Annotated in this window: 26 protein-coding genes; 11 read left to right on the forward strand and 15 right to left on the reverse strand. The window is 64.4% G+C overall.

The genetic code is table 11. From position 1 onward, the window contains the following. Positions 1 to 13 precede the first annotated feature (13 nt). Positions 14 to 1,234, reverse strand: a complete 1,221-nt coding sequence (locus AC1RUK_RS16065) for a helix-turn-helix domain-containing protein (protein ID WP_481834837.1) — start codon at positions 1,232 to 1,234, stop codon at positions 14 to 16. Positions 1,235 to 1,353: 119 nt separating this feature from the next. Between AC1RUK_RS16065 and AC1RUK_RS16070 the strand changes: the two genes are divergently transcribed. From AC1RUK_RS16070 to AC1RUK_RS16080, 3 genes are all read left to right on the forward strand, one after another. Continuing rightward, positions 1,354 to 2,100, forward strand: coding sequence for a DUF899 domain-containing protein (locus AC1RUK_RS16070; RefSeq protein WP_481834836.1), 747 nt, complete (start codon positions 1,354 to 1,356; stop codon positions 2,098 to 2,100). A gap of 99 nt (positions 2,101 to 2,199) precedes the next feature. Next, positions 2,200 to 2,514: a hypothetical protein gene (locus tag AC1RUK_RS16075; RefSeq protein ID WP_481834835.1), complete on the forward strand. Its 315-nt coding sequence runs from the start codon at positions 2,200 to 2,202 to the stop codon at positions 2,512 to 2,514. A 32-nt stretch (positions 2,515 to 2,546) separates the two neighbouring features. Next, complete coding sequence (locus AC1RUK_RS16080; protein ID WP_481834834.1) at positions 2,547 to 3,026, forward strand: SRPBCC family protein; 480 nt, start codon at positions 2,547 to 2,549, stop codon at positions 3,024 to 3,026. Positions 3,027 to 3,098: 72 nt separating this feature from the next. On the opposite strand, the gene AC1RUK_RS16085 is transcribed toward AC1RUK_RS16080, so the two are convergent. From AC1RUK_RS16085 to AC1RUK_RS16115, 7 genes are all read right to left on the reverse strand, one after another. Then, on the reverse strand, positions 3,099 to 3,413 hold the full coding sequence (locus tag AC1RUK_RS16085; RefSeq protein WP_481834833.1) for a MocE family 2Fe-2S type ferredoxin: 315 nt from the start codon (positions 3,411 to 3,413) through the stop codon (positions 3,099 to 3,101). A gap of 152 nt (positions 3,414 to 3,565) precedes the next feature. Further along, the gene (locus tag AC1RUK_RS16090) at positions 3,566 to 4,507 is read right to left on the reverse strand and encodes a sugar ABC transporter substrate-binding protein (RefSeq protein ID WP_436174179.1); all 942 of its coding nucleotides are present in this window, start codon (positions 4,505 to 4,507) and stop codon (positions 3,566 to 3,568) included. A gap of 115 nt (positions 4,508 to 4,622) precedes the next feature. Continuing rightward, positions 4,623 to 5,627 (reverse strand): sterol desaturase family protein, encoded by a 1,005-nt coding sequence (locus tag AC1RUK_RS16095; protein WP_481834832.1) that lies wholly within the window; start codon positions 5,625 to 5,627, stop codon positions 4,623 to 4,625. Positions 5,628 to 5,634: 7 nt separating this feature from the next. Then, positions 5,635 to 6,426 (reverse strand): 3-methyl-2-oxobutanoate hydroxymethyltransferase, encoded by a 792-nt coding sequence (locus tag AC1RUK_RS16100; RefSeq protein WP_481834831.1) that lies wholly within the window; start codon positions 6,424 to 6,426, stop codon positions 5,635 to 5,637. 264 nt (positions 6,427 to 6,690) lie between these two features. Next, entirely contained in the window at positions 6,691 to 7,698 is a 1,008-nt protein-coding gene (locus tag AC1RUK_RS16105) for a LacI family DNA-binding transcriptional regulator (RefSeq protein WP_481839485.1), read from the reverse strand. A 122-nt stretch (positions 7,699 to 7,820) separates the two neighbouring features. Then, a complete protein-coding gene (locus AC1RUK_RS16110; protein WP_481834830.1) occupies positions 7,821 to 8,117 on the reverse strand; it encodes a putative quinol monooxygenase in 297 nt (98 codons plus the stop codon). A gap of 167 nt (positions 8,118 to 8,284) precedes the next feature. Next, complete coding sequence (locus AC1RUK_RS16115) at positions 8,285 to 8,659, reverse strand: hypothetical protein (RefSeq protein ID WP_481834829.1); 375 nt, start codon at positions 8,657 to 8,659, stop codon at positions 8,285 to 8,287. Between the two features lie 192 nt (positions 8,660 to 8,851). On the opposite strand from AC1RUK_RS16115, the gene AC1RUK_RS16120 reads away from it, so the two are divergent. From AC1RUK_RS16120 to AC1RUK_RS16130, 3 genes are all read left to right on the forward strand, one after another. Beyond that, positions 8,852 to 9,124 (forward strand): hypothetical protein, encoded by a 273-nt coding sequence (locus AC1RUK_RS16120; protein ID WP_481834828.1) that lies wholly within the window; start codon positions 8,852 to 8,854, stop codon positions 9,122 to 9,124. A gap of 230 nt (positions 9,125 to 9,354) precedes the next feature. Continuing rightward, positions 9,355 to 9,702 carry a hypothetical protein gene (locus AC1RUK_RS16125; protein WP_481840312.1) on the forward strand — a complete coding sequence of 116 codons (348 nt, stop codon included), beginning with the start codon at positions 9,355 to 9,357 and terminating at the stop codon, positions 9,700 to 9,702. 629 nt (positions 9,703 to 10,331) lie between these two features. Next, on the forward strand, positions 10,332 to 12,449 hold the full coding sequence (locus AC1RUK_RS16130; protein ID WP_481834826.1) for an alpha/beta fold hydrolase: 2,118 nt from the start codon (positions 10,332 to 10,334) through the stop codon (positions 12,447 to 12,449). Between the two features lie 37 nt (positions 12,450 to 12,486). Here AC1RUK_RS16130 and AC1RUK_RS16135 read toward each other — a convergent pair whose 3' ends face one another. After that, positions 12,487 to 13,341 (reverse strand): aldo/keto reductase, encoded by an 855-nt coding sequence (locus AC1RUK_RS16135; protein ID WP_481839484.1) that lies wholly within the window; start codon positions 13,339 to 13,341, stop codon positions 12,487 to 12,489. Positions 13,342 to 13,583: 242 nt separating this feature from the next. Here AC1RUK_RS16135 and AC1RUK_RS16140 point away from each other — a divergent pair, with 242 nt between their 5' ends. Then, positions 13,584 to 13,793 carry a hypothetical protein gene (locus AC1RUK_RS16140; RefSeq protein WP_481834825.1) on the forward strand — a complete coding sequence of 70 codons (210 nt, stop codon included), beginning with the start codon at positions 13,584 to 13,586 and terminating at the stop codon, positions 13,791 to 13,793. A gap of 30 nt (positions 13,794 to 13,823) precedes the next feature. Here the strand turns inward: AC1RUK_RS16140 and AC1RUK_RS16145 are convergent, their stop codons facing one another. After that, a complete protein-coding gene (locus AC1RUK_RS16145) occupies positions 13,824 to 14,456 on the reverse strand; it encodes a TetR/AcrR family transcriptional regulator (protein ID WP_481834824.1) in 633 nt (210 codons plus the stop codon). Between the two features lie 312 nt (positions 14,457 to 14,768). Here AC1RUK_RS16145 and AC1RUK_RS16150 point away from each other — a divergent pair, with 312 nt between their 5' ends. From AC1RUK_RS16150 to AC1RUK_RS16160, 3 genes are read left to right on the forward strand one after another with little or no spacing between them, the layout of a single operon-like run. Further along, entirely contained in the window at positions 14,769 to 15,254 is a 486-nt protein-coding gene (locus tag AC1RUK_RS16150) for a (2Fe-2S)-binding protein (protein WP_481834823.1), read from the forward strand. Then, complete coding sequence (locus AC1RUK_RS16155; protein ID WP_481834822.1) at positions 15,251 to 16,234, forward strand: FAD binding domain-containing protein; 984 nt, start codon at positions 15,251 to 15,253, stop codon at positions 16,232 to 16,234. Before AC1RUK_RS16150 ends, AC1RUK_RS16155 begins: the two co-directional genes overlap by 4 nt. After that, positions 16,231 to 18,531 (forward strand): xanthine dehydrogenase family protein molybdopterin-binding subunit, encoded by a 2,301-nt coding sequence (locus AC1RUK_RS16160; RefSeq protein ID WP_481834821.1) that lies wholly within the window; start codon positions 16,231 to 16,233, stop codon positions 18,529 to 18,531. Before AC1RUK_RS16155 ends, AC1RUK_RS16160 begins: the two co-directional genes overlap by 4 nt. 69 nt (positions 18,532 to 18,600) lie before the next feature. On the opposite strand, the gene AC1RUK_RS16165 is transcribed toward AC1RUK_RS16160, so the two are convergent. Next, positions 18,601 to 19,365 (reverse strand): slipin family protein, encoded by a 765-nt coding sequence (locus tag AC1RUK_RS16165; protein WP_481834820.1) that lies wholly within the window; start codon positions 19,363 to 19,365, stop codon positions 18,601 to 18,603. Next, the gene (locus AC1RUK_RS16170) at positions 19,362 to 20,729 is read right to left on the reverse strand and encodes an NfeD family protein (RefSeq protein WP_481834819.1); all 1,368 of its coding nucleotides are present in this window, start codon (positions 20,727 to 20,729) and stop codon (positions 19,362 to 19,364) included. The genes AC1RUK_RS16165 and AC1RUK_RS16170 overlap by 4 nt, the downstream gene beginning before the upstream one ends. A gap of 63 nt (positions 20,730 to 20,792) precedes the next feature. On the opposite strand from AC1RUK_RS16170, the gene AC1RUK_RS16175 reads away from it, so the two are divergent. Further along, positions 20,793 to 21,425, forward strand: coding sequence for a hypothetical protein (locus AC1RUK_RS16175; RefSeq protein WP_481834818.1), 633 nt, complete (start codon positions 20,793 to 20,795; stop codon positions 21,423 to 21,425). Positions 21,426 to 21,455: 30 nt separating this feature from the next. On the opposite strand, the gene AC1RUK_RS16180 is transcribed toward AC1RUK_RS16175, so the two are convergent. The 3 genes from AC1RUK_RS16180 to AC1RUK_RS16190 are packed head-to-tail and all read right to left on the reverse strand — an operon-like array spanning position 21,456 to position 23,557. Then, positions 21,456 to 21,866, reverse strand: a complete 411-nt coding sequence (locus AC1RUK_RS16180; RefSeq protein WP_481834817.1) for a TadE/TadG family type IV pilus assembly protein — start codon at positions 21,864 to 21,866, stop codon at positions 21,456 to 21,458. Further along, complete coding sequence (locus tag AC1RUK_RS16185; RefSeq protein ID WP_436174159.1) at positions 21,856 to 22,296, reverse strand: TadE/TadG family type IV pilus assembly protein; 441 nt, start codon at positions 22,294 to 22,296, stop codon at positions 21,856 to 21,858. Before AC1RUK_RS16185 ends, AC1RUK_RS16180 begins: the two co-directional genes overlap by 11 nt. A gap of 4 nt (positions 22,297 to 22,300) precedes the next feature. Continuing rightward, positions 22,301 to 23,557 carry a pilus assembly protein TadG-related protein gene (locus AC1RUK_RS16190; protein ID WP_481834816.1) on the reverse strand — a complete coding sequence of 419 codons (1,257 nt, stop codon included), beginning with the start codon at positions 23,555 to 23,557 and terminating at the stop codon, positions 22,301 to 22,303. Positions 23,558 to 23,886: the final 329 nt, after the last annotated feature.

Here is a 23,886-nt window from a genome sequence, read left to right on the forward strand (position 1 = left end):
TGGTCGTACCTTCCTAGCCGTTCGGCAGCGGCGCCGGGAGTAACAAGGTGGTCGTGAATCCCGCCACCGGCGGCGTCATCCAGCGGCGCGCCCGCCCGTGCCCGAACGACTGCACCTTGCCGGTCAAGGCGAGTTGCTCAAGAGCCCGCTGCACGCTGCGCTGTCCGGCGCCAAGCGCCAGCGCCAGCGCCGAGCTTGCCCAGGATTCGCCATCGGCAAGGAAGGCCAGCACCGCCGCGTGCCGCTCCTCGATCGGTCGCGCCAGCACCAGCACCTCGCCGGCCTGGCGCGGCGCCAACGCAAAGCCTCGCTTGGTCGCGCCGATGTCGGCCAGCATGCGCAGCTCAGCGCGCAGCCGGCCGATTTCGACCCGCAGCCTGGCGCGATGCGATTCATCGGCGTGCTTGCCGCCGAAAGCCCGCGCCACGAGTTCCTCTCTCGACACATCCGCCGGCCACGCTTCGGCGAGCGCCCGCGCCAGCGCAAACAACACCGGGCGCGTGGCCAGCGAGATTGTCGTTTCGTGCTTGCGCACCAGATAGCGCAAGGCGTCGACGACCAGGGCCGGCGAAGCCTGCAACGCCTCGACCTCCTCGAGCAGCAGCGGGCGCTCGTCACCCTGCGCGATCAGCCGCGCCGCGGGCGTCTCCAGCGCCAGGAAGGCACTGTCGACCTCCGCCATCAGCCCGGCAATGCCGGCCCGGTTCGCGGCCAGCCTCGCCCACTCCAGCGCCTCGCGCGCGGCTTTCGTCCTGAGGCGCCGCATCGCGATCCCGGCGACGGCGAGCTCGTGCGCGGCCCGCGAGGCCGGCGGAAGCGGCGCCGGGTCGAGCCCGGCCAGCACGCGCTCGGCCTCGTCGAGGCGGCCGATCAGCAGCAGGCGCCGCACCGTGAGGTGCCCGGCGTGCGCCGCATTCAGCCGGTCGCCATGCTTTTCCAGCGTTGCCCGCGCCGCGTCTAGCGTCTTCGCCGGCCAGCCGAGATCGCGCGAGACCAGCGCGATCTCGGCTTCCGCAACAACGCATCTGGCGCGCGCCACGGCCTCTTTCGGACCAAAGCCGCGCACCGCCCGCCGCAGCAGAAGCTTGGCGCGATCGAGGTCGCCGAGCTGCGCCATGGCGATACCGCGCAGCGCCAGGGCCGGCGCATCCTCGCGCAAGGCGACGCGATCGAGCGCGCCGAGCGGGTCACCGGCCGCCAGCGCCAGCCCTGCCGCGGTGATCAGCGAGTCCATTCAAATCCCGTCACACTTGTAACTCCCACCTTCCGGCGCAGCGCCCCTACTCTATCTCACCATCAGCAAGCAACAACACGTCGCAACGGCGCGACAACAGACTGGCAAAGGAGAAGACCATGACCAAGCACACCGCAATGAAGACACCACCTGTTGTTTCGCAGCAGGAATGGGAGGCCGCGCGCGAAAAACTGCTGGTGAAGGAGAAGGCCACGCTCCGCGCCAAGGACACGCTGGCCGCCGAACGCCGGCGGATGCCATGGATGAGCGTGGACAAGACATATGCGTTCGAGGGGCCTGAGGGAAAGGCCAGCCTGCTCGATTTGTTCCACGGCCGCCGTCAACTGATAGTCTACCGCGCCTTCTTCGAGCCCGGCGTTTATGGCTGGCCCGATCACGCCTGCCGCGGCTGTTCGCTGGGCGCCGACCAGGTCGGCAACCTTGCCCATCTCAACGCCCGCGACACCACGCTCGTCTACGCCTCGCGCGCCCCGCAGGCCGACATTGCGCGGCTGAAGAAGCGGATGGGCTGGGAGATGCCCTGGTACACCATCACCGACAGCTTCGACAAAGACTTCGGCGTCGACGAATGGCACGGCCACAATGTGTTCATCCGCGACGGCGAGCGCATTTTCCGCACCTACCTCATCAACAGCCGCGGCGATGAGGCGATGGGCACCGTCTGGAGCTACCTCGACGCCACGCCGCTCGGTCGGCAGGAGGTCTGGGAGGACTCGCCACAAGGCTATCCGCAAACCCCGACTTACAAATGGTGGAACTGGCACGACAATTACGACGCCGCGCCCGACAAGAAATGGGCCGAAGTGTCTGCTGCCGGAGAGGCAGCGTTCCGGGACAACGCCTAGCAGGTGGATTTGGCAGGACGCCCGATGCCGTCGGCAAGCGGGCGTCCTCCCCTGGCATGTGCCAGTGGCGCAACAGCGCTCTATCAAGGGAAAGAGACCATGAGCGAGATCCATGCAGGCGCCGGCGACGCGATCCCCGGTGAACGAGCAAACGCCCTTGGCACCGCCGGCTGGCTGTGCCTCGCCGCGGCACCGACCTTTGCGCTGATGGCGCTGCTCACCTGTGTTCAGGGCGGCGATGCGGCCATGCTGTGCATGGGCGCGAATGCCTCGCCGCTCACCGGAATGCCGGCGATGTATCTATTGATGAGCGCCTTCCACCTGGCGCCCTGGCTGCGGGTGATTTCCGGCCGGCAGGCACGCCCGGGCCCGGGAATGACCGATCTCAGCCATTTGAACCCTTTTGATCGCTGACAAGCAGACCCATCACGAAGCAGGAGACAGTCATGACCAATCGCAATTTCACCACCGCTTTCACGGTGGACCAGACTCCGGAAGCAGCCTTCGCGGCCATCAACAATGTCCGCGGATGGTGGTCGGAAGAAATCCAAGGCCGAACCGACAAATCCGGCGAAGACTTCGACTATCACTATAGCGATCTCCACCGCTGCAAGATCAAGGTGACGGAGCTCGTCCCCGGCAAGAAGGTCGCCTGGGGCGTGCTGGACAATTATTTCAGTTTTACCGAGGACAAGACCGAATGGACGGGCACGGAGATGATCTTCGATATCTCCGGCAAGGACGGCAAGACCGAGGTCCGCTTCACCCACCAGGGCCTGGTTCCGGACTATGAGTGCTACGACGCCTGCTCCGACGGATGGCGCACCTATATCAACGGCAGTCTGCGCAGCCTGATTGCATCAGGCAAAGGGCAGCCCAATGCCGGCGACCCCATGACCGACAGCGAACGGACGCTCGTTGCTTAGATGGATTCCTGAGGGGGTGGATTCGCGGCATCAATCCATCTGGTTCCTCGCCCCCACGAAAGTGGGGGCACCTCACCCCACCTCCACCATCACAGCCCCCGCCTCTACCCTGGCCGGATAGGTCCGCAAATTGATACAGGGCGGCAGGCGCTTGGCTTCGCCGGTGCGGTAGTCGAAAGCGCCGGAATGTTTCGGGCATTCGATCTCGTAGTCCATGACCAGACCGTCGGCGATGTGGACCGCTTCGTGTGTGCACAGGCCGTCGGTGCAGAACACCTCGTCATCGGGCGAGCGGAAGACGGCGTAGGTGCGGCCCTCATGATCGAAGCGGCGCGCGCCTTCCTGTTCGATGTCGTCGAGGCCGCAGGCCCTGATCCAGCAGGTCATTTTCTCTCCGGTCAATTCCGATCGGACCTCCGGAGCGGCCATGATGGCCGCCCCGGAGGCCCCAGTCTTGGGACTATTGTTGTTTGCGCATGATCTTTCCGAAAACCGGTTCCCGCTTTTTGCTTTCGCTGACCTTCGGTTCGGGATCATGCTTAGTTCTTGTTGAGATACTCAGCCGCGTTCGCCGGCGTCACCAGCTCGAATGGCACGTAGACAACGCGGTCGACCTTCTCGCCCTTGGCCAGCGCAAGGGCCGCGTCGACACCGCCACCGCCCTGCCCTTTGGCGTTCTGGAACACGGTGACCGAAAGATCGCCGGCCTTCATCGCCTGCAGGCCGTCCTGGGTGGCGTCGATGCCGCCGACGACGACGTTCTTCATGTCGACGCCGTTGGCCTTCAGCGCCAGGATGGCGCCGATGGCGGATTCGTCATTGTTGGCGATGACGGCGTCCGGCGCTCCGCCGGCGGTCAGCCAGTTGGTCATCAGATTCTGCGCATTGTCGCGCGACCATTCGGACGACTGCTTGTCGACGATCTTGATGAAGTTGCACATGTCGGTGCCGAAGATCTGCTCGACATCCTTGGTCCGCTGCAGAGCCGCCTGGTGAACCAGGCTGCCCATGACGATGTAGGCGTTGGCACCTGCCGACTTGCCTTTGGCGCGCAGAATCTTGCACACCTCGAACGCTTCCAGCGTGCCTGACTCCACCTCGTTGGAGCCGACATAGACCTGTTTCTCCGGCAGGTTCGCCATGTCTGACGGTTCGAGGTTGACGAAGACCAGTGGGATACCGGCCTTGGCAGCTTCCTCGCTGAGCGTCCTTGACGCATTGGTGTCGACCAGCGTGACGATGATGGCGTCGACGCCGCTGGCGATGAAGTTCTTCACCTGGTCGAGCTGCTTGGCGACGTCGTTCTGCGCGTCCTCGACCTGGATGCCGGCGCCCTTCTCCTTGGCGCGGGCCTGCATGCCGTCCCTTAGCAACGTCTGAAAATTGTTGTCGAAGTTGACGATGCTGACGCCGATTTTTGCAGCCATCGCATTGGTCGACATCAACGCCGCCAACGCGGTCGAAATGAAAAGTTTCTTCACGGTTTTCCTCCCTTGCGGATGGAGTGCCGGTTCACTCCTCCTTGGACTTCCGGCCCTTGCGGGATGGCTTGCGAGGACGGCCGGAACCGCCTCGCCTGGCTGTCTGGTCGGGCTTTCACTGGGCGGCGTTGGCGCGCGCCTTCTTCTTCTCGTAGCGGGCCTGCATGCGGGCTTCGCCTTCCTTGCTGCCATCGTGGAAAGTGCCCAACCATCGGTCGAACGGGATGAGCCCGTCGCCGTAGTTCACTTCGAAATATTTGTGATGGAGGTAATGGATGTAGGCGTGGCTATCGATGCTGGTGTCTTCGCCGAGCTCGACCTTGTCGAAGCCGACATGGCCGGGGATAGCGCCGAAGCCGGCATAGTGGAGTTGGTAGAGCGCGAGCAGCGGGTTCGACGGGATGATCAGGTGCCAGAATGCAACGCCGAGATAGCCGAACTGCTCGACGGGGTGCATCGACAGCGACGACCACGGCGACGGGTTGACGGAGTTGTGGTGCACCGAATGCACCCATTTGTAGAGCGGCGGCCAGTGGATCGCCCGATGCAGCAGGAAGAAATGCGTCTCGTGGATGATTGGCACCACCAGAGCCAGGCAAAACAGATAGACGGGGTGCTCGGCGACGGTCAGCCACGGCACATAGCCATTGGCATAGGCGTAGAGGATCAAGACCTCGATCGCCGTCCAGATCGGCATGCCGGTGCCAAAAGTGCGCAGCATATTGTCGAGGTTCTGGCTCTCGAAGAAGAACGCCTTGCTCTTCTGCTCCGACGGCCATTTGCCGTTGTATTTGAAGCGGTTGCCCTGGGTTCTCAAGATGTAGAGTCGGAGCTCGAAGGCGCCGAAAAACAGATGCAGCGCCGCGCAATTGACGAGGAACAGTTTTACGATCCAGCCGACGGACAGCGTCTTCATCACCTCGACGTCGGGCAGCACGTAGTGCCACCACGCGACCGCCGAAAGCGCGAACAGCAGATTGTAGGGCAGGAAATAGTGCGGCAGCCATTTCAGCAGCGCCAGCGGGCGCGGCGGCATGACGAACAGCGGCGCGGTGCCGGCCGGCTCGTCCGGTGCCCAGTCGCCGCGCTTGTTGCGTTTGCCGTATTTCAGGTCGTCCATTCTAATCTCACAGGGATTGGGAAAGGGTCAAAAAACGGTCGTAGGCGGCATCGTCCATGTCGACCTGGTGCTTCGCTTCGGGGTAGTTGCCCGCGGCCACGTCGCGCCCGAAGGCGCGGAAGGCGACGACGCGTTTTTCCTGCAGCTCCGCCTCCAGTGTGACGAAGTCGGCGTAGCGCTTGGCATGGCGCGGATAGTGGCCGGAATGGGTGCCCAGCACGTCGCTGGAAAACAAATACTGCGTGTCGCAGGCCGAACCGCAGCCCATGCCCATGGTGATCAGCGGCGTCGAGCGGGTAATGTGCTCGGCAAGCCGCACCGGCACGACTTCGACCTCGATGCAGGCGGCGCCCGCATTCTCCAGATCCTTGACGGCGCGCAGCACCTTGAGGGCTTCCTCCGCCGTGCGGCCAATGGCGCGGAAATTGGTCCAGGTGGCGCGGTTCGGCACCAGGCCGACGTGGCCGGTGACCGGGATACCCTCCGCCGCCATCGCCTCGATGAAGCGCGGCGAATGCGAGCAATAGACGGCGTCGGCGCCACGATGCATCATGGCGAAGCCGAGACGCACCGCCTCTTCCGGCGAAGCGACAGCGCCGTGCGCCATGCCTACCGAGAGGAAGGCGAAAGGCACCGCCTGGCGGATCAATTCCAGATTGTGGTCCGGCTCGCAGGAGAGGATCACGATATCGCAGGCGATGGCGGCGGCCGCCTCGGCCGGCGTGTCGACGTGAAGCTGCAGCCATTTGCGGCTGCCCTTGGCGCTCCTGAGATCGTAAGCCGTCGGCCGCCTCGTCAATGGTTGTCCTCCCCTTCGCGGAGCGCCATCGCATTTGGAAGAATGCCCCCTCACCCGGATTGCCATCCAACTTTTGGCAATCCGACCTTTCCCCGAGGGGAAAGGGAGATCGTCTGCGCTTGGCGCCAGCCTCTTCTCCCAAGGGGAAAGGCGGATGCGAAGCGGCCGGATGAGGGGGCGAACTTCATATGCGATCGCCGTCCGTTCGCAGCGAGTTAGCACCGCGACGAATGCGAAAGCTCGCTATACCTTGATCAAATCAGATCAAAGGTTCTCAGCGGTGAAGGTGACGAAGCGGATCGGCGGGTTTTCGACCGGCAGGTCGTGCAGGTTCAATCCAGCCAGCACGAGGTCGATGGCGCGCCTGGCCTGCGCCTCTGGCGCCTGGTCGAGCACGACATCCATGGTGCCCTGGCGCAGTGCCGTGGCGCTGCGCTCGGTGAGTTCATGGCCGACGAAGAACACTTCGCGCCCGCGCGAGTGGCGTAGCAGCACCTCGTTCAGCGCCGAGTTGGCGCCGCCGGCGTTGTAGAGGCCGGCAAGGTCCGGCCAGCGCTTCAGCGCCTCGTGCAGCTGTTCCGCGTTGCGGTCGCCGTCGTCATAACCGAACAGCGCGGCGACTGGTTCAAAATCACCGCCGCCGACCTCGATCAGATAATCGAAGAAGCCGCGCACGCGGTCCTGGTGGACGCGGTAGATCTGGCTGTGGCAGATCGCCGCCACCTTGCCCGGCCGCCGTTGCATGCGCGCCATCAACAGGCCAGCCATGCGGCCCGCCGCATAATTGTCGATGCCGACATAGGCGCCGCTGGTGCCGGTGATCTGGGTGACGATCTGCACCGTCGGGATCTTCTCGCCTTCGAGTTTGCGCAAAGCCGCACCGACCAGCGGATGGTCGGGAACCGCGAGGATAAGGCCGGCGCGGCGCATGTCGGGATCGAGAATGCGCCTGGCGATTGCCGCCGGGTCTGCCTCGTCAAGAAAGGTGCGGTGGACGGCAATCGTGCGGTCGAGCGTGGCGGCGATGCGCTCGAACGCGCGGGAGAGACGGGCGAAGAAGGTCGCGTCCGGACGCACCAGGATGACCTCGATGCGGATAACGCCGCGATGCGCCTCGGGGAGCCGGCGCGGATAGTCGAGCGAACGCGCCGCGGCGACGACCTTCTCGACAGTGGCGGGCCGCACCCCGCCCCTGCCGTTCAGCACGCGCTCGACGGTTGCGGTGCCGACGCCGGCGCGGCGGGCGATCTCGAGGAAAGTCGGCTTTGGAATGATGACGCTCCGCGGTGACGATGCCGGAGCCTAGACAGCGGCGGAGGGTTTTCCAAGGCGGGTAAAACAGCCAATCTCCTCCCTCGAGGGAGGAGATTGGCGCTTCGGCGCTGGCGCCCGCCTCAGTGCACTTCCGCGACAACCGTCCCCGAGACCGGGTCCGTAACGCCGAGATTGCCGCCGAGGTCTTCCAGCATATCGCGGAATGTGTCGAGAAGGCCGATCATCGATGGCCGCGCGGCGGCGAGGCTGTCCATGTCGTTCCACTCGCCGACAAAGCAGAATATTCCCTCGCCGGTCTTGATCAGGGCGCCCTTGCGAAAGCCGGCGGCGTTGAGCGCGATTTTCTCATGCGCTTCGATGAAAGCCTTTTCCTTGCCTGGCTTGGTGCGAAAACGGACGACATTGTAGGCGGTCATAACTTCCTCCCATCGGTTCAAGTCATGTGCTCCGGTCCTCATGGAACCGAAAGCTGCTCTAACCATCTGTTTTTCCATTTTTATGCGAACACCCGAAAATAGCATTCGGCTGCAGAATACTCTAGGGACGAGCACGACTGGCAAACGGCGGAATCCTGAGCCAGGCCTCACGGCCAGGCGCGCACCATTGCGTTCGTCGAAAGCCAGGCCATCAACGGCAGCGCCAGTAGGAGCGCCAGCCGCAGCCCCGCCGATCGTGCCTCACCCAGGTCGGCACGCCGGAGCCGTCGCCAAGTCTGCATGGCTGCCACAAGGGCGAACAGCGCGTAGAGGCCGGCCAGAGCCCAAACGATTTGCACGCCTGTTACCGGGACGCCGGCGTGTTTCAGCGCGTCGCCGATGGCTGCGCCAGGTATTGCCACGAAGAAGGCTACTGTGACCCCGAACAGGAAGCCGATCATCGAACCCGGAAACGCTGTCGCCGACAGGGCGACTGCCGCGGCCAGCGAGATGAGCAAGGCTATGAAGGTTCGCTGGGTCACCTGCTTGGGCCCCTGATGGACTGGGGCGTGAATAGCATCAAAGACTTAGAAATCCGTTCCCGCTCCTTGCCCGCCCTTCGCCGACCAAGGCCCAATTGACGATCCATTGGAAACGGCGCTCAATGGCTGAGTAGGTGGATCGCAGCAAGCCGGGCGATTTCGACCCGCCGGCGTCACCTCGGGAGGATGCCAATGCCAACAATTATCGGCCATCACAACATCACAAAAGACACCCAGCACTGGCTCACATCGCCGAAGCGCAAGGAGCTGTTCGGCGCGCTCGGGATCACCAACATCCGGACCTTCGTCGATCCGCAAAACCCGAAGCGGGTGGCGGTGATGATGGACGTTCCGGACATGGATGCCATGGCGGCGATGATGCAGAGCAAGGCAGCCGCCGACGCGATGGAATTCGATGGCGTGGTGCCGGAGTCGCTGGTGATCCTGGTGGAAGAGGAGGGGTAGCCGCTTCCGGCTTCTTCAAAGTTTGCACGATTTGCAGCGACGCCGGCCGGCGAGAGCGGTTGCGCCGGTATTTGGCGTTGCGCGCCAAAGGATATCGACTTTGGCGCAATGAACGCGCGCCATGCCTCAGCGCCCGACTTTCCCCCGCATCCTCTTTAATTGTCGCGAAATCTAAGCCTTTTGGAGAGCTAGTGCCCTTATACAGAAACGCTAAAGTAAATGTGTTGAAAATGAGGGTTTTAACATGGCAACGGAAAGCCCAAAACGTTCGGAGCCCGAGAGTTCTGGTTTCAGAAGCTCAGGCGCGCCGCGATTTTCTTAAGAAGGCCGGACGCTTCGCGGCAGTGACACCGCCGTCCGTAACGCTCCTGCTCGGCACAAGCCTGAGCTCGGCGGCGATCGCCAAATCAGGCGGATCGCGGCCTGGCAAAGGTGGATCGCGCCCGGGCAATGGATGGGGGGACAAGAACCACATCCACCGCGGCCCTCCCGGTCAGGTCCGCAAGGCCGATCGAGGTCGCTCCGACAACTCCGGCGGCGGGTCCCACGGGGGTTCGAGGTCCGGCGATCCTAACTAGCAGGGGTACTGGCCATTTCATTTGATGGCCCGGACTGCTGCGGCATCGCCTTCTCCCCTTGTGGAGAAGGGTGAGCCCAGCTCAACCGACTCACCCCTTCCCCGGTCCGAACCGCAGTCCATCCATCAGCGGCTTGACCAGACGGCGCGAGCGGTCGCGCCAGTCCTGTCGGGTCCGGGATCCATGCCCACACTTGGTGGCGATGCCGTCGACGAAGCGCTGTGTCCGCGGCGCGGGACGAGGATGCTTCCGATCCGCGCTGCAAGCGCCCGCAGACGGCTTGCGGTTTCCGTGAGATCGATCCCGGCGGGTCTCGTTTCCCGGCAGGCCCGTTGTTTTTCAACATAGCGCGCAAGTTCGATGTCGTGGCGTTGTGGCAGGGGCTCGTGACGCCAATAATCGTTCCGCCGGGAATCGCCATGCCAGATGGGCCATTCGACTGTGTTCGGGGGCAGCATGGCATCGCTCCTTGGCTGATCGTATCGACCAACTGTCGTCCGCAGCCGTGATGAAGGCGGTGAAGCCAGCGTGATGGAATCGTGAAAAACAGCGCTGCGGGCAGATCGCGGTTGAATAAAAGCCCGCTACACGAAAGAATTGCCGCCGAGCCATGGCTGGGGCGGAATCCAATGACGGGGCCTCATCTTCATCTGCTGGGTGGTTTCGACTTTGCCGGTGTCGGGGCCGCGGCCCCGGTCTTTAGCCGCAAGGCGCGCGCCATGGTGGCTTACCTCGCGCTGCAATCCGGGCATTCGCAATCACGCGAGAAGCTCGCGACCCTGCTTTGGGGCATCAACAGCGAGACCCAGGCCCGGATGAGCCTCAGGCAGGCAGTGTCTTCCGTCAGGAAGGCCATGCACGCATCCGGCGGGCGCTTCATGACGGACGGCGACAACGTCGCCCTCCATCTCGATGGCCTTGATTTCGACGTCGCGCGGTTCGAGGCGCTGGCCGCCAGTCCGGCGCCTGAAGACCTCGAACAGGCGCTTCTCGTCTACCGCGGCGACCTGCTCGACGGCTTCGGCCTGAAGGCGGAGCCTTTCGAGGACTGGCTGCGGGTCGAACGCGAGCGCCTGCGGGCGATGGCAATCGCGGCGCTGGACAAGCTCGTCGCACACTACTCCGCCACCAACGATCCTGCCTCCTGCGTGCTCGCGGCAACGCGGCTGCTGGCTATGGAGCCGCTGAGGGAGGATATACACCGCGCCCTGATGCGAGCCTATGCGGCCCAGGGCCGGCTCAATCTCGCGCTCAGGCAATATGAGCATTGCCGCGATGCGCTGCAGCGCGAACTCAAGCTCCAGCCCGAGCCGGAAACCCGGCATCTCCACGAAGAGCTGCGCACGCGACGCATGACGCCGCAAGCCACCTCCCGCACGGCCGCTCCGGCGTCGTCAACGTCGCCAGCCCGAGCCGGCGAACGGCCGGCGTTCGGGAGCGAGCCCACGCGCCCGCCGACCCACTATGTCAAATCGGCCGGGATCAACATCGCCTATCAGGTGACCGGCGACGGGCCGATCGACATGATCTATGTGCCGGGATGGGTCTCCAACCTCGACCATGCCTGGCAATCACCGCGGCTTTCGCATGTGCTGCAGCGTCTCGGCACCTTCTCGCGCCTGATCGGCATGGACAAGCGCGGCACCGGGCTGTCCGACCGCAATGTCGGTCTGCCGGCGCTGGAAGAGCGGATGGAAGACGTGCGGGCGGTGCTCCATGCGGTCGGTTCGAAGCGCACGGTTCTGTTCGGCAGCTCCGAGGGCGGCCCGATGTGCATGCTGTTCGCGGCGACCTATCCCGAGCGCACGGCGGCTCTCGTGCTCAACGGAGCCTATGCCAGCGGCAGATGGTCGAAAGACTATCCCTGGGCGAAGACAAGCGAGCAGGTGGAAGAAGATCTGGCGATCGTCGAGAGAGACTGGGGAGCGGCGGCGGATATGAGCAACGCGGCACCCAGCCTGATGAGCGACACGTTCGAGAGGGAATGGTTCGCCGCCTATCTCAGGAATTCGGCCTCGCCCGCCGACGCGATCGCGCTCTGGCGCTGGGGGACCGAAATCGACGTTCGCGACATTCTGCCTGCCATCCATGTTCCGACGCTGATCGTGCAGACGACGGGCGACCGCTGGGTAAAGCGGGAAGAAGGACGCTACCTGGCGACGCATATCGAGGGCGCCAGGTATGTCGAGCTTGCCGGCCGGGACCACGTCATCTGGGGCGAGAATTCCGATCGCCTCGTCGACGAGATCCAGGCTTTCGTCACCGGCGCCTTGCCGGCGGCGCCGGGCGAACGGATCCTGGTGTCGGTGCTGTCCGTGGAGATCGAGGGCTCTGGTGCCGGCGCGGATCCGATCGAGCGGCATGCCGAGGATATCCGGGCCGAACTGCTGGTTGCCGAAGGCAGGCTGATCAGGCGTTCCGCAAGCGGCTTTCTCGCCGTGTTCCAGCGGCCGACGCGGTCGATCCAGTGTGCGATCGCGATCCGTCATCGCCTGAGGCAATCCGGTCTCGACGTCCGCGCCGCAGTCCACACCGGCGAATGCGAGGAGCGTGGCGATGACTTTTCCGGCATCGCGATCGACCTGTCATCGCGGCTGCTCGACCATGCGCGGCCGGGCGAGATCATCGCGTCGCGAACCGTGCGCGATCTCGTGGTCGGCTCCGGCCTGACATTCGAGGAGCACGGTGAGATGGAAGCCAGCGGCCTGCCCGGCGTGCTTGCGTTCTTTACGGTCGACGGCGGATGATCTCCCTCCTCCCACAAGGGAGAAGGGAGAGTGCAGCTCAGAACAAAAACGCGGCCGTCGCCGGATTCGCCCCGTTGCGGCCGTCGGGTGAATCCATGCCGCCGATCGTCTCGAGGTCTTTCGCGTCGAGCTCGAAATCGAAGACGTCGAAGTTGGCGGCGATGCGGTCCTGGTGGTTCGACTTCGGAATGACGATCAACCCTTCCTGAAGGTGCCATCGGATGATGATTTGCGCCACCGACTTGCCATGCTTCCTGGCAATGCCCGTAAGCGTCGGGTCGCTCAACAGCCGGCCGCTGCCCAGCGGGCTCCAGCTTTCGATGCGGATGTTGCGCCTGGCGTGAAAATCCCTGGCGTCGCGCTGCTGGAAGCGGGGATGCAGCTCGATCTGGTTGACGACCGGGGTCACTCCGGTCTCGCCGATGATGCGCTCCAGATGGTCCTGGTTGAAATTCGAAACGCCGATCGATTTGACCCGGCCGGCCTGCCTGAGTTCGACCAGCGTCTTCCAGGCCTCGACATATTTGCCCTGGCTGGGCACCGGCCAGTGGATCAGGAACAGGTCGAGCTGCTCGATGCCGAGCTTCTCCATCGTCTCGTCGAAAGCACGCAACGCCGCGTCGCGCTGATGCGCGCCATTGCGCAGCTTCGAGGTGATGAACAGCTCGCTTCTCGGCACGCCAGTCTTGCGGATCGCCTGCCCGACCCCTTGCTCGTTCTGGTAACCTTCGGCGGTGTCGATCAGCCTGTAGCCGGCCTCGATCCCCCAGCCCACCACCTCAGCGGTGACGGACGGATCGACCTGCCACACGCCGAGGCCGAGTTGGGGAATGGCGAAGCCGTCATTGAGCGTAATCAGGTCAGGTCTATTCAGGGTCATCTGTTCAGGCATCATCAGGTCCTTCTGCAACCGCCCAGCGCAGGCCTTATCTAGGCACTGCGGCCGCCAAGGCCAGTCGCCATCAACGGAAAGTGCGGTGGACCGCCGCCGGAAGGCCGCTGCTCCCCCAGTGCCTTCCATTTCGACCGCAGCGGAACTTTTTGCATGGCTAATGTTTTCTTAACCACGCACCCGACGTTTCCACCGGGCGCGCGCTGCAATATCGTTGCGAAAATGTCCGCTTGGGAGGCGTCATGGCGATTCGCCGAAAAGCTCAGGAAGCCGGTATTTTCGATCCGTCCGAATTGGCTTTGCTGGCGAGGGTCTTCGAACGGCTGAAACTCGAAAGCGATGCGCCCGATCGTCTCGAGGGGCTGGCGTCGCGCATTCTAGCCAACTACATAGCCGGCATCCTCGACGAGGCGGAACTCGTCTCGCTGTCGAGGCAGCCGCTGGGACGATAGGCGGATCGAGCCGCATTCAACGCCCGAATGTCAGGCAGGCTCGATGCCTCTCCCTTTCGCCCCGAACCTCAGTCCATCCATCAAGAGCTTGACCAGACGGCGCGAGCGGTCGCGCCAATCCTTGGTGTCGGGGGCGGAATAGATGCCGCCGAGTGCGTGCAGCACGTCGGAGGCGTCGACGTCGCCGCGGATCGAGCCGTCGGCGACCGCTGCCTCGACCAGCCGGCGCAGGGCCAGAGTCACCCGGCCTGACATGTCGGAGAACAGAGTGGAATTGGTGGTGAGCAGGATGCGCAGGCTGGTCGAGAGCCCGCGCTTGGTGGCGATGTAGTCGACGAAGCGCTGCATCCATTGTTCGAGCGCGACATCGGGCGGATGGTGAAGCGCAAGCTCGTCGGCGGCATGGCAGAGCCCCTCCACCTCGCGGCGGTAGACGATTTCGACCAGATGCTCGCGGGTCGGGAAATGCCGGTAGAGCGTGCCGATGCCGACGCCGGCCTGGCGGGCGATCTCCTCCAGCGAGGCATCGACGCCATTTTGGGCAAAGGCGGCCGCCGCCACCTCGACCAGCCGGTCGCGGTTGCGCTGCGCATCGGCACGCAGCGGCTTTTGCGCTGCGGCGGATGCCTTGTCCTCGGCGGTTTCTGGCGGCTCTAAAGCCAATTTTGTCTCCACATGCAATTCGGGGCTTGAACCCAGGCGGGTCAGCCCCCACGTAATAAACGGAGGTGCCTCCGTTTTAGTGGAGCACCTTTATCATATAATCAGGGGAACCGGTATGTCACGTCTTTCCAACTTGCCAGCCAGATCGTCCCCTGACCGCGGGAGAGTGGCGAAGGTCGAGGATTTGCCAATCGCCAACCTCTGCCGGCTGCCAGCAATTGCAGTCGCCCCTAGCCATCTGACGCCCTTGCCGTCCCCCCGGTAGGGCGCCATTTCAATCCCCGCAGCGTCAAGCAACTGGAGCCAGACGCCATGACAAGCCAAACCACCATTCCCATCCACCTCACCATCAACGGCCATGATCATTCGCTGGAAATCGAGCCGCGCGTCACCCTGCTCGATGCATTACGTGACCGCCTCGACCTGACCGGCACCAAGAAGGGCTGCGACCAGGGCCAGTGCGGCGCCTGCACCGTGCATGTCGACGGCGAGCGCGTGCTCGCCTGCCTCACCCTCGCCGCGCAAGTCGAAGGCCGCGCGATCATCACCATCGAGGGGCTGGCGGCGGAAGACGGCACGCTCTCTGCCGTGCAGGCCGCTTTCCTTGAACAGGACGCCTTCCAGTGCGGCTATTGCACGCCGGGCCAGATCATGTCGGCGGTGGCCTGCATCCGCGAGGGCCATGCCGGCTCGGACGAGGAAATCCGCGAATACATGGCCGGCAATCTCTGCCGCTGCGGCGCCTATCCGCACATCGTCGCCGCCGTTCGCCAGGCCGCTATGGAGGTCCAGTCATGAGGGATTTTTCCTATCTTCGCGCCACGTCGCCCGACGCCGCGCGTGAAGCGGCCGCGCTGCCTGGCGCCATGCTGCTTGCCGGCGGCACGACGCTGGTCGACCTCGCCAAATGCGGCGTCGCCGAACCCGATACGCTGGTCGACATCAGCCATCTCAAGGGACTGGATGCGATCGAGGTCGACGAGCACGGCGCCAGGCTGGGCGCGCTGGCAAAAATGAGCCAGGTCGCCGGCCATGACGGCATCAAGAGCCGTTTCCCCGCCGTCTCGGAGGCGCTGTGGCAAGCTGCGTCGGCGCAGATCCGCAACATGGCGAGCATCGGCGGCAACCTGATGCAGCGCACGCGCTGCCCCTATTTCCGCGACCCGGCCAATTTTTCCGCCTGCAACAAGCGGGAGCCGGGCAGCGGCTGTTCGGCGATCGGCGGCGTCACCCGTGGCCATGCCGTGCTCGGCACCAGCGAGGCCTGCATCGCCATGTATCCCGGCGATCTCGCGGTGGCCCTCGTCGCCTTGGACGCGACCGTCCATCTCGGCGAGCGCCAGCTCTCCGTCGACGACTTTTTTCTCCTGCCGGGCAGCACCCCCGACAAGGAGCACGCGATCCAACCCGGCGAGATGATCACCGCGATCAGCATTCCGGCATTCGCCGCCGCGCGGCGTTCGACCTATCTGAAGGTCCGCGACCGCCAGTCCTACGAGTTTGCCGCGGCCAGCGCCGCCGTCGGCATCGATTTCGAGGCCGACGGCCGCACCATCAGGGATCTGCGCGTCGCGCTCGGCGGGGTAGCCACCAAACCGTGGCGGGCGCGGGCCGTGGAAGAAGCGCTCAAAGGCAAGGTGCTGGAGGAGGACGCGGTCCGCCGCGCCAGCCTGCTCGCCGTCGAGGGCGCCGTAGACCATGGCGCCAACCACTACAAGATCGAACTCGCGCCGCGCGTCGTCGCCCGCGCCATCCTCAAGACGGGAGCCATGGCATGACCATTCACGACCTCAGAACCCGGCACGGCGACGCTTCGGACGGCAGTGCCGATCAGGTCGGCGGGCGGCTGTCGCGCGTCGACGGCCCGGCCAAGATCACCGGTGCGGCAAAATACGCGGTCGAGCAGCAGCTCGAAGGGCTTGCGCATGCCGTGCTGGTCGAAAGCACGATTCCCGCCGGCAAGGTGCGCGCGATCGACACGGCAGCGGCGGAAAGCATGCCCGGCGTGCTTCTGGTGCTGACGCCGGACATCATCCCGCCGCTGAAGACGGCATCGGACTGGTTCGGCACGCCGCCGCCGGATGTGCCCTATTGCCCGCTGGCGCGCGACATTTCGTTCAGCGGCCAGCATGTCGCGGCGGTGGTCGCCGAAAGCTTCGAGCAGGCGGTTGCGGCGGCGGCATTGGTCAAGGTCAGCTATGACGAAGCACCGGCCGTGGCCGACCTCAGCGACGCCATGGCCGGCGACGGCATTCCGATCGACATGATGACCAAGGAATGGGGCGAGGCCGAAGCCGCCTTCGCGGCGGCACCCGTCCGCATCTGCGCCGCCTACAACACGCCGCGCGAATACCAGGCGCCGATGGAGCCGCATGGGCTGATCGCCGCCTGGCAAGGCGACCGGCTGACCGTCTGGGAGCCCAGCCAGTGGCTGGACGGCATGGCGCGCACCTATGCCGAATGGTTCGCCATCCCGTTCGAGAATGTGCGGCTGGTCTCGCCCTATATCGGCGGCGGTTTCGGCTCCAAGGCGTTGGCACTGTCACATGGCGCGGTGGCGGCGAGTGCCGCAAAGATGCTCGGACGGCCGGTGAGGCTTGTCATGAGCCGGCCGCAGACCTTCACCGGCTATGGCGGTCGGGCGGCGACGCGGCAGACTGTGACGCTCGGCGCCGACCGCGACGGAAAAATCCAGTCGATCGTGCATCGCGGCGTCAACGAAACCTCGATGGACGGCATGTGGGTCGAGCCGCTCGGCTCCGTCACCTCGATCATGTACGCGACGCCGAACTTTTCCTCGAAGCAGAATGTCGTGCGGGTGAATTCGGTGGTGCCAGGCGCGATGCGCGCGCCGGGCGAAAACCCAAGCGCCTTCGGCATCGAAAGCGCCATCGACGAGCTCGCCTACGAGGTCGGCATCGATCCGCTGGAGATCCGGCTCAGGAACTATGCCGAGCAGGATCCGCATGCCAGGAAGGCCTGGTCGACAAGGCAGTTGCGTGAGGCCTTCGCGGTCGGCGCAGAAGCCTTCGGCTGGTCGAAGCGCAGCGCTCAACCGCGCTCGATGCGCGACGGCAACCAGCTGATCGGCTGGGGCGTCGCCGCCGGCACCTATCCGGTGCGGCGCGCCTATGGCGAGGCTTTGGTGCGCATCCTTGCCGACGGTACGGTCGAGGTCGAAAGCTCGTCGATCGACATGGGCCAGGGCACTTACACGATCCTGGCGCAGACGGCTGCCGAGACGCTCGGCGTGCCGGCGGACAGTGTTGTGGTCAAGCTCGGCGATTCGCGCTTTGCCCGCGCCGGGGTCACCGGCGGCTCGCGGCTCGCCGGCATCATGACCGGCGCCGTGCACAAGGCGGCCGGTGCAGCACTCGACCAGTTGGTGGGCCTGGCCATCTCCGATCCGCGCTCGCCTTTCCATGCGCTGCAGGCCAACACGCTGGTGGTCAAGGGCGGTCGCATCGCCTCGCCGCGCGGCGACGGACCGGAGGTTTCGATCGCCGACCTGCTGGCCAGCGTCGGGGCCGACCAGATCGAGGCCAAGGGTGACACCATGCCGGCCAATTCGACAGCCGAGGATCGCTACAACGCCTACACCACCATCGCCACGCCGCTGTCGCACACCGATGGCGACTATTCCCGGCACAGCTGGTGCGCGCATTTCATCGAGGTGCGCGTCGACGAGGATTTCGGCACGGTGCGGGTGTCACGCGTGGTGTCGGCGCTGGATTCGGGCCGGCTCTACAATCCGAAGCTGGCGGAAAGCCAGTGGAAGGGCGGCATCATCATGGGCATCGGTCAGGCGCTGCTGGAAGAAGGCATCGTCGACCGCCGCCATGGCCGCATCGTCAACAACAACCTTGCCGACTATCTGGTGCCGACCAATGCCGACATCCCCGAAATCGAGGTGATCTCGGTCGGCATCCCCGACCTGCATTCGTCAGTGCTCGGCGGCAAGGGCGTCGGCGAGCTGGCCATTGTCGGGGTGGCGCCGGCGATCGCAAATGCGGTGTTCCACGCCACGGGGAAAAGGGTGCGGGATTTGCCGATCACGCTGGAGAAGCTGATCTAGAGGCGATGGAGCAGCCGATCTCCCCGTTGCGGGGAGATCGGCTGCCGTCTTGGCCTTCCCCAATCTTGACTACTTTGCCCCACCCTGCCCCTTCAAAAACTGGCTGAGCAAATCCACTGGCAGCGGGAACACCACCGTCGACGAGCGCTCGCCGGCGATGTCGTGCAGGGCTTCGAAATAGCGCAGCTGCATGGCTTGCGGTTCGGCGGCCAGCATCCGGCCGGCCTCGACCAGCTTGGCCGCCGCCTGCTGCTCGCCATCGGCATTGATCACCTTGGCGCGGCGCAGCCGCTCGGCCTCGGCCTGCTTGGCGATGGCGCGGACCATGCTTTCGTTCAGGTCGACATGCTTGATCTCGACATTGGAGACCTTGATGCCCCAGGCATCGGTGCGCTGGTCGAGTATCTCCTGGACGTCGTTGTTGAGCTTGTCGCGCTCGGCCAGCATTTCGTCCAGCTCGTGCTTGCCGAGCACGGAGCGCAGGGTGGTCTGCGCCAACTGGTTGGTGGCGGCCATGAAGTCCTCGACCTGGATGATCGCCCGCTCGGCATCGACGATGCGGAAATAGAGCACCGCGTTGACCTTCACCGAAACATTGTCACGCGAGATGACATCCTGCGGCGGCACGTCCTGGACCACGACGCGCAGGTCGACCCGCACCATCTGCTGGATGAAGGGGACGAGGATGATGAGGCCGGGCCCCTTGACCCCGGTGAAGCGGCCGAGCGTGAAGACCACGCCCCGCTGATATTCCCTGAGAATGCGGATGGCCGCGGACAGGAACATGACCACGACCAGAGCGAGTACCAGGTAGGCCACGTAACCAACCATCATTGTCTTGCTCCATTCTGTCCCGCATCGCGGCGCCGCACCGTCAGCACGAGGTCGCTGACACCGGTCACCTCGACGCTGTCGCCCGGTGCGATGGGCTCATTGGCCTTCGCCCGCCAGCGCTCGCCTAAAGCCAGCACATGGCCCTCACCGCCCTGCCAGTCGAGGATCTCGACGGGGAGTCCGCGCATGGCCTCGCCGCCGACACGCGGCAGGCTCCGGCGCGCCGCCCACAGATAGCTGCCGGTGAGCAGCGCAAGGCCAAGCGTCAGGGCGGCGGCGGCGCCGATGACCGCCCATGACATCTCGAAGCCGGGACCTTCGACCTTGAGCAGCATGGCGGCGCCAAGCAGAAAGGCGCTCACGCCACCCAGCCCAAGCACCACGGTGGGGTTGAAGGCCTCGACGGCAAGGAAGGCAATGCCGAGCAGCATCAGGGCAAGGCCGGCATAGTTGATCGGCAGGAGATTGAGCGCGTAGAGCCCGAGCACGAGGCAGATCGTGCCGACCACACCGGGCGCCACCGCGCCGGGGCTGGTGAACTCGAAGACGATGCCGTAGATGCCGACCAGCATCAGGATGACGGCGACGTTCGGATCGGTGATGACGGAGAGAAGCCGGATGAACCAGCCGGGCTCCAGCGTCTCGACCGGCAGCCCTTTCGTCGCCAGTGTCCTTTTGGCGCCGGCCGCCTCTACGGTGCGCCCATCCGCCAGTTGCAGCAGCTCGGTCGTGTCGCGGGCGACGAAATCGATGACATGCTCCTGCAATGCTCCGTTGGCCGACAGGCTGGCGGCTTCGCGCACGGCCTTTTCGCCCCAGTCGCCATTGCGCCCGCGCAGTTCGGCGAGCGAGCGGATCAAGGCGACCGCGTCATTGGTCACCTTGGTCGTCATCGCGTCGGTGGCCGGCGGCCCGGTGCTCTTGTCGTCCTTCTCCTTGTCGCCGCCCGGCAGCGACGGCAGCCCGCCCATCTCTACCGGTGTCGCGGCACCCAGATTGGTTCCGGGCGCCATCGCCGCCACATGGGTGGCATACAGGATATAGGTGCCAGCACTCGCCGCATGGCCGCCGGCCGGCGCGACATAGCCGATGACGGGGACCGGTGAAGCCAGGATGTCGGCGATCATCTCGCGCATCGAGGTGACCAGTCCGCCCGGCGTATCGAGCTGAAGGATGAGGACTTCGGCGTCCCGCTTGGCGGCGACGTCGAGCGCCTCCTCGAGCTGCCTTGTGCTTGCCGGCCCGATGGCGCCGTCGATCGCAACGCTCAGCGCGACTTCCTCGCTCCCGGCCGATGAGAAGGGAGAAACGACAGAAGCGGCGACGAAGGCCGCAGCAAAAAGGGCCACCCGCGCGAAGGTCACGCTCAAAGCTCCATGGATTCAATATGGGTTGTATTCTGGCGAAGTCCATGAGGGCGGTTGTGATTGGCGAAGGCGGCTGAGCAAGTGATCTCCCCCTTCGTGAGGGAGATCGGCTGTCGCTTCGGCTTTCGCCAATCTCCTTTGCGAATAATGCCAGTTCTGTATGATCGCCATGTGGCCGCAGATGCCTGCACGGCCTGGGAGGGGATCATGCGAAGCGGATTGGCGATAGTCATCGCGGCGGTCGCGCTGCAAATCGCGCAGCCGGCGTTTGCAGCACCTTGCGGCTGGACAGCGAAGATGGAGGAAGACGAGGGCGGCAGCGTGCTGACGGCGTCGGTGTGCGGCGGACCGAATGCCAGCGCGCATCTGATGCTCACCTGTTTCGGCAAGCCGACATTAAGCTATGATCTGGGCGAGAATGGTCCGCAGCTGGAACCCGGCATCAGCGCTTCGTTCGTGTTCCGGGCCGACGGCAAGGCCGTGACCAAGACGCTCGTACTCGAGGCGATGTACAATTACTTCACCGTGCAGATAGACCGCGCCGACCCGCTGCTGGCCCTGTTGCGCGCCAAGGGCGAAGTGGCCGTCGCCTCGGACAAATATGGCGAGAACAGGTTTCCGCTTACGGGCTCAACCGCCGCCATTGGCACGGTGTTGGCCGAGTGCGGCAATGCTTCTTCTGATGGAGACTGAAGCCGGCAAAACCTGGCCGCCCCGCGCCTCCTACGAGGCAACCAGCGGCACGGTGACGGTTGTCGTGTAGTTGATGGGGTACTGGTCGAAGTAGGGAAATTCGATGACGAAGGCATAGCTGGCGTTGACATGCGCCATCTTGAAGCCGCCGCTCGCCGGATCGGTGGTGATCGTGACGCTGACGTTCTTCAGGCCGAGCGCCTCAAGCTTCTGTTTCGCGATCGCCTGGATCTGGGACTCGGTCATCGTGTTGTTGAGCTGCAGGGAGCGCGCGGACGCCTCGAGCGCGTAGCGCACGCTGGACATGTTGTTCATCGACCAGCCGAAGGCGAAGATGCCGAACAGGAGCATGATCAGGAAAGGCGCGATCAGCGCGAATTCGAAAGCGGCGCCGCCCGAGGCATCGCCGGCAAACGCCCTGGCTCTCTGTTTAGCGGACACGGACCACCTGCTGATGGGAAATCGCGCTGTTGCCCGGGAAGACGCCGAAGGTGAAAGGCGGAACCCAGGTGCCCGACGCCTGGATCTGGACGAAGACCGAAGACACCTTCGGGCCCGCGCAGGTGGTCGTCGAAGTGACCACGGTCGTTCCGCACTTGTAGCTGCGGGTAACCGTGACCGCCGCATCGTCCGGTTTCTTTTCCCAGCTTGCCACCGCCGCGGCCTGGATGGCGTTGTCGTCGGTGGCGCCGGCCATCACCAGGTTCGCCGCCGTCTTCACGCCGGCCCGCATTGCCAGCGAACTGGTGACGTAGGACCAGCCGTCGGCGATGCCGAAGAGCACGGTGCACAGCACCGGCAGCACGATCGCGAATTCCACCGCGGCGGCGCCGGAGCGGTTCTTGCGGAAGCGGATCGCGAATGGCCCCATGCCGCTACTCGACGATCTGCACGGCTTGGGCAGCCGGAATATTCTTCATTCCAAGGCTCGAACAGTCCTGCTTGATGGTCGTACTGCCGGACCACTGGATCGTGTCCGCAACCACCTGGGTGCAGCCATTAATGCCCGAGAAATTGCCGAGATAGTTGACCTGCTGCCTGGGGAAATAGATGGCCCCGGTCAAAAGCGAATTCGCGGTGCCGTTGAAGGTGCTCTGCGCCGCGGTCCCCGTCCTGTCACCGTAGAACAGCATGCCGGAATAGGTGCCCGAGGTCGGCGCGCTCAGCGTCACCGTGGCATTGCCGTTCATGCTGACGGTGTTGCTGCCGGACATGAAGATGGTCACGCCGGTTCCGGAGACGACCGCGTTGGCGTTGACCTTCAAACTGCCCTCCACGACATAGACACCCGGAGAAAGCGTGACGTCGCCGTTGAGGGTCATGCCGCTGCAATAGGTGCCAGGCTGGAGCGTTTGCGAGGTTTTGTTGCCGTTGACGTTCTTGCACGGGTTCGAGGCCGTGGGCGTCGGCAGGCTGGAGAAGGGATCGGCCGCAGGCAAGGCCTGGGTAATCGGGGCCTTGCAGACCATCGTGGGTGTGTTGCCAAGCGAAACGCCGCCAACCGATATCAGGCAGTCAGTCTGGAGGGTCGCCGAGCCCTGAAGCTTGATGGCATCGCTGGCGATCGAATTCGACATGGTGACGCAGCCGGTCTGCTTGGGGCTGGTGTTGCCGGAAAAGAGCACCGCCTGCGAGGCCGACGCATTGAGCGCTATGTTGCAGGCATAGGCGCCATCGGTGATGAGCGCCACCGCCCTCGCCTTTTCGGGAACCTGCCCCTGAACGAAGATCGAGGTGAAGATCCGGTCAAGGTTCCGGTTGAGGATCACCTCGACCGCCTTGTTGGCGGTGTTCGGCCCCGAGGTGGGCGGCGTGTGGACGACGATGGTGCCGGTGCCTAGTCCGTTCGAGGTGGCCGACTGGGTGGCGGCCGTCGTGATCGCCGCGGTGTCGGATCCCGTGATCTTCTCGAGCGCACCGGCATAGGCGGCGGCGTCCGCCGTCGCCTGCAGCTTCAGGCTCGAATAGTACCAGTAGGACGTCTCGACGCCGAGCCCCGCCCCGCCGACAACGACCGGCAAAGTCAGCGCGAAAACGACGGCGACGTTGCCGCCTGCGTCGGCGCGCAGGCAGCGGGAGACAAAGGTCGAAAAGGTATGCAGAAGCAGCAGCATGGCCATATAAGCAATCATGAATAAGCTAACTTATTCCTAAGGATTTGCCTCGATTTTCGTTCATCACCCAAAATCGTCAGAGGACGACCACCCGCCATCGGGTCGGCGTTGCCGCACTTAAGCTGGCTGGCTTTTTGCCCCGCGCATCGTTTTGGTGACGTGAGAGGCTGTTATTTGCGCCTCCCCGCAGCATCGCGAGAAATTTATTCCCGCCCGTCTCGTTTATGTTGTGAAGGATCGCCGCCAGTCTGCTTCAGGTCTCCCCGACCCTGAGAGCGGCTCAGTCCAGCAATAACTATTGTTATCTCCACCTATCTATTTTATATATACCATATTCTAGAGCGCAT

The sequence above is a fragment of the Mesorhizobium monacense genome (assembly GCF_056781675.1).

Coding starts and splice junctions, on each gene's coding strand:
- AC1RUK_RS16130 (WP_481834826.1), top strand. CDS start 10,332: ATGACGGGGCCTCATCTTCATCTGCTGGGTGGTTTCGACTTTGCCGGT.
- AC1RUK_RS16190 (WP_481834816.1), bottom strand. CDS start 23,557: ATGATTGCTTATATGGCCATGCTGCTGCTTCTGCATACCTTTTCGACC.
- AC1RUK_RS16085 (WP_481834833.1), bottom strand. CDS start 3,413: ATGACCTGCTGGATCAGGGCCTGCGGCCTCGACGACATCGAACAGGAA.
- AC1RUK_RS16075 (WP_481834835.1), top strand. CDS start 2,200: ATGAGCGAGATCCATGCAGGCGCCGGCGACGCGATCCCCGGTGAACGA.
- AC1RUK_RS16125 (WP_481840312.1), top strand. CDS start 9,355: ATGAGGGTTTTAACATGGCAACGGAAAGCCCAAAACGTTCGGAGCCCG.
- AC1RUK_RS16110 (WP_481834830.1), bottom strand. CDS start 8,117: ATGACCGCCTACAATGTCGTCCGTTTTCGCACCAAGCCAGGCAAGGAA.
- AC1RUK_RS16160 (WP_481834821.1), top strand. CDS start 16,231: ATGACCATTCACGACCTCAGAACCCGGCACGGCGACGCTTCGGACGGC.
- AC1RUK_RS16165 (WP_481834820.1), bottom strand. CDS start 19,365: ATGATGGTTGGTTACGTGGCCTACCTGGTACTCGCTCTGGTCGTGGTC.
- AC1RUK_RS16070 (WP_481834836.1), top strand. CDS start 1,354: ATGACCAAGCACACCGCAATGAAGACACCACCTGTTGTTTCGCAGCAG.
- AC1RUK_RS16065 (WP_481834837.1), bottom strand. CDS start 1,234: ATGGACTCGCTGATCACCGCGGCAGGGCTGGCGCTGGCGGCCGGTGAC.
- AC1RUK_RS16155 (WP_481834822.1), top strand. CDS start 15,251: ATGAGGGATTTTTCCTATCTTCGCGCCACGTCGCCCGACGCCGCGCGT.
- AC1RUK_RS16095 (WP_481834832.1), bottom strand. CDS start 5,627: ATGGACGACCTGAAATACGGCAAACGCAACAAGCGCGGCGACTGGGCA.
- AC1RUK_RS16150 (WP_481834823.1), top strand. CDS start 14,769: ATGACAAGCCAAACCACCATTCCCATCCACCTCACCATCAACGGCCAT.
- AC1RUK_RS16120 (WP_481834828.1), top strand. CDS start 8,852: ATGCCAACAATTATCGGCCATCACAACATCACAAAAGACACCCAGCAC.
- AC1RUK_RS16140 (WP_481834825.1), top strand. CDS start 13,584: ATGGCGATTCGCCGAAAAGCTCAGGAAGCCGGTATTTTCGATCCGTCC.
- AC1RUK_RS16135 (WP_481839484.1), bottom strand. CDS start 13,341: ATGCCTGAACAGATGACCCTGAATAGACCTGACCTGATTACGCTCAAT.
- AC1RUK_RS16185 (WP_436174159.1), bottom strand. CDS start 22,296: ATGGGGCCATTCGCGATCCGCTTCCGCAAGAACCGCTCCGGCGCCGCC.
- AC1RUK_RS16080 (WP_481834834.1), top strand. CDS start 2,547: ATGACCAATCGCAATTTCACCACCGCTTTCACGGTGGACCAGACTCCG.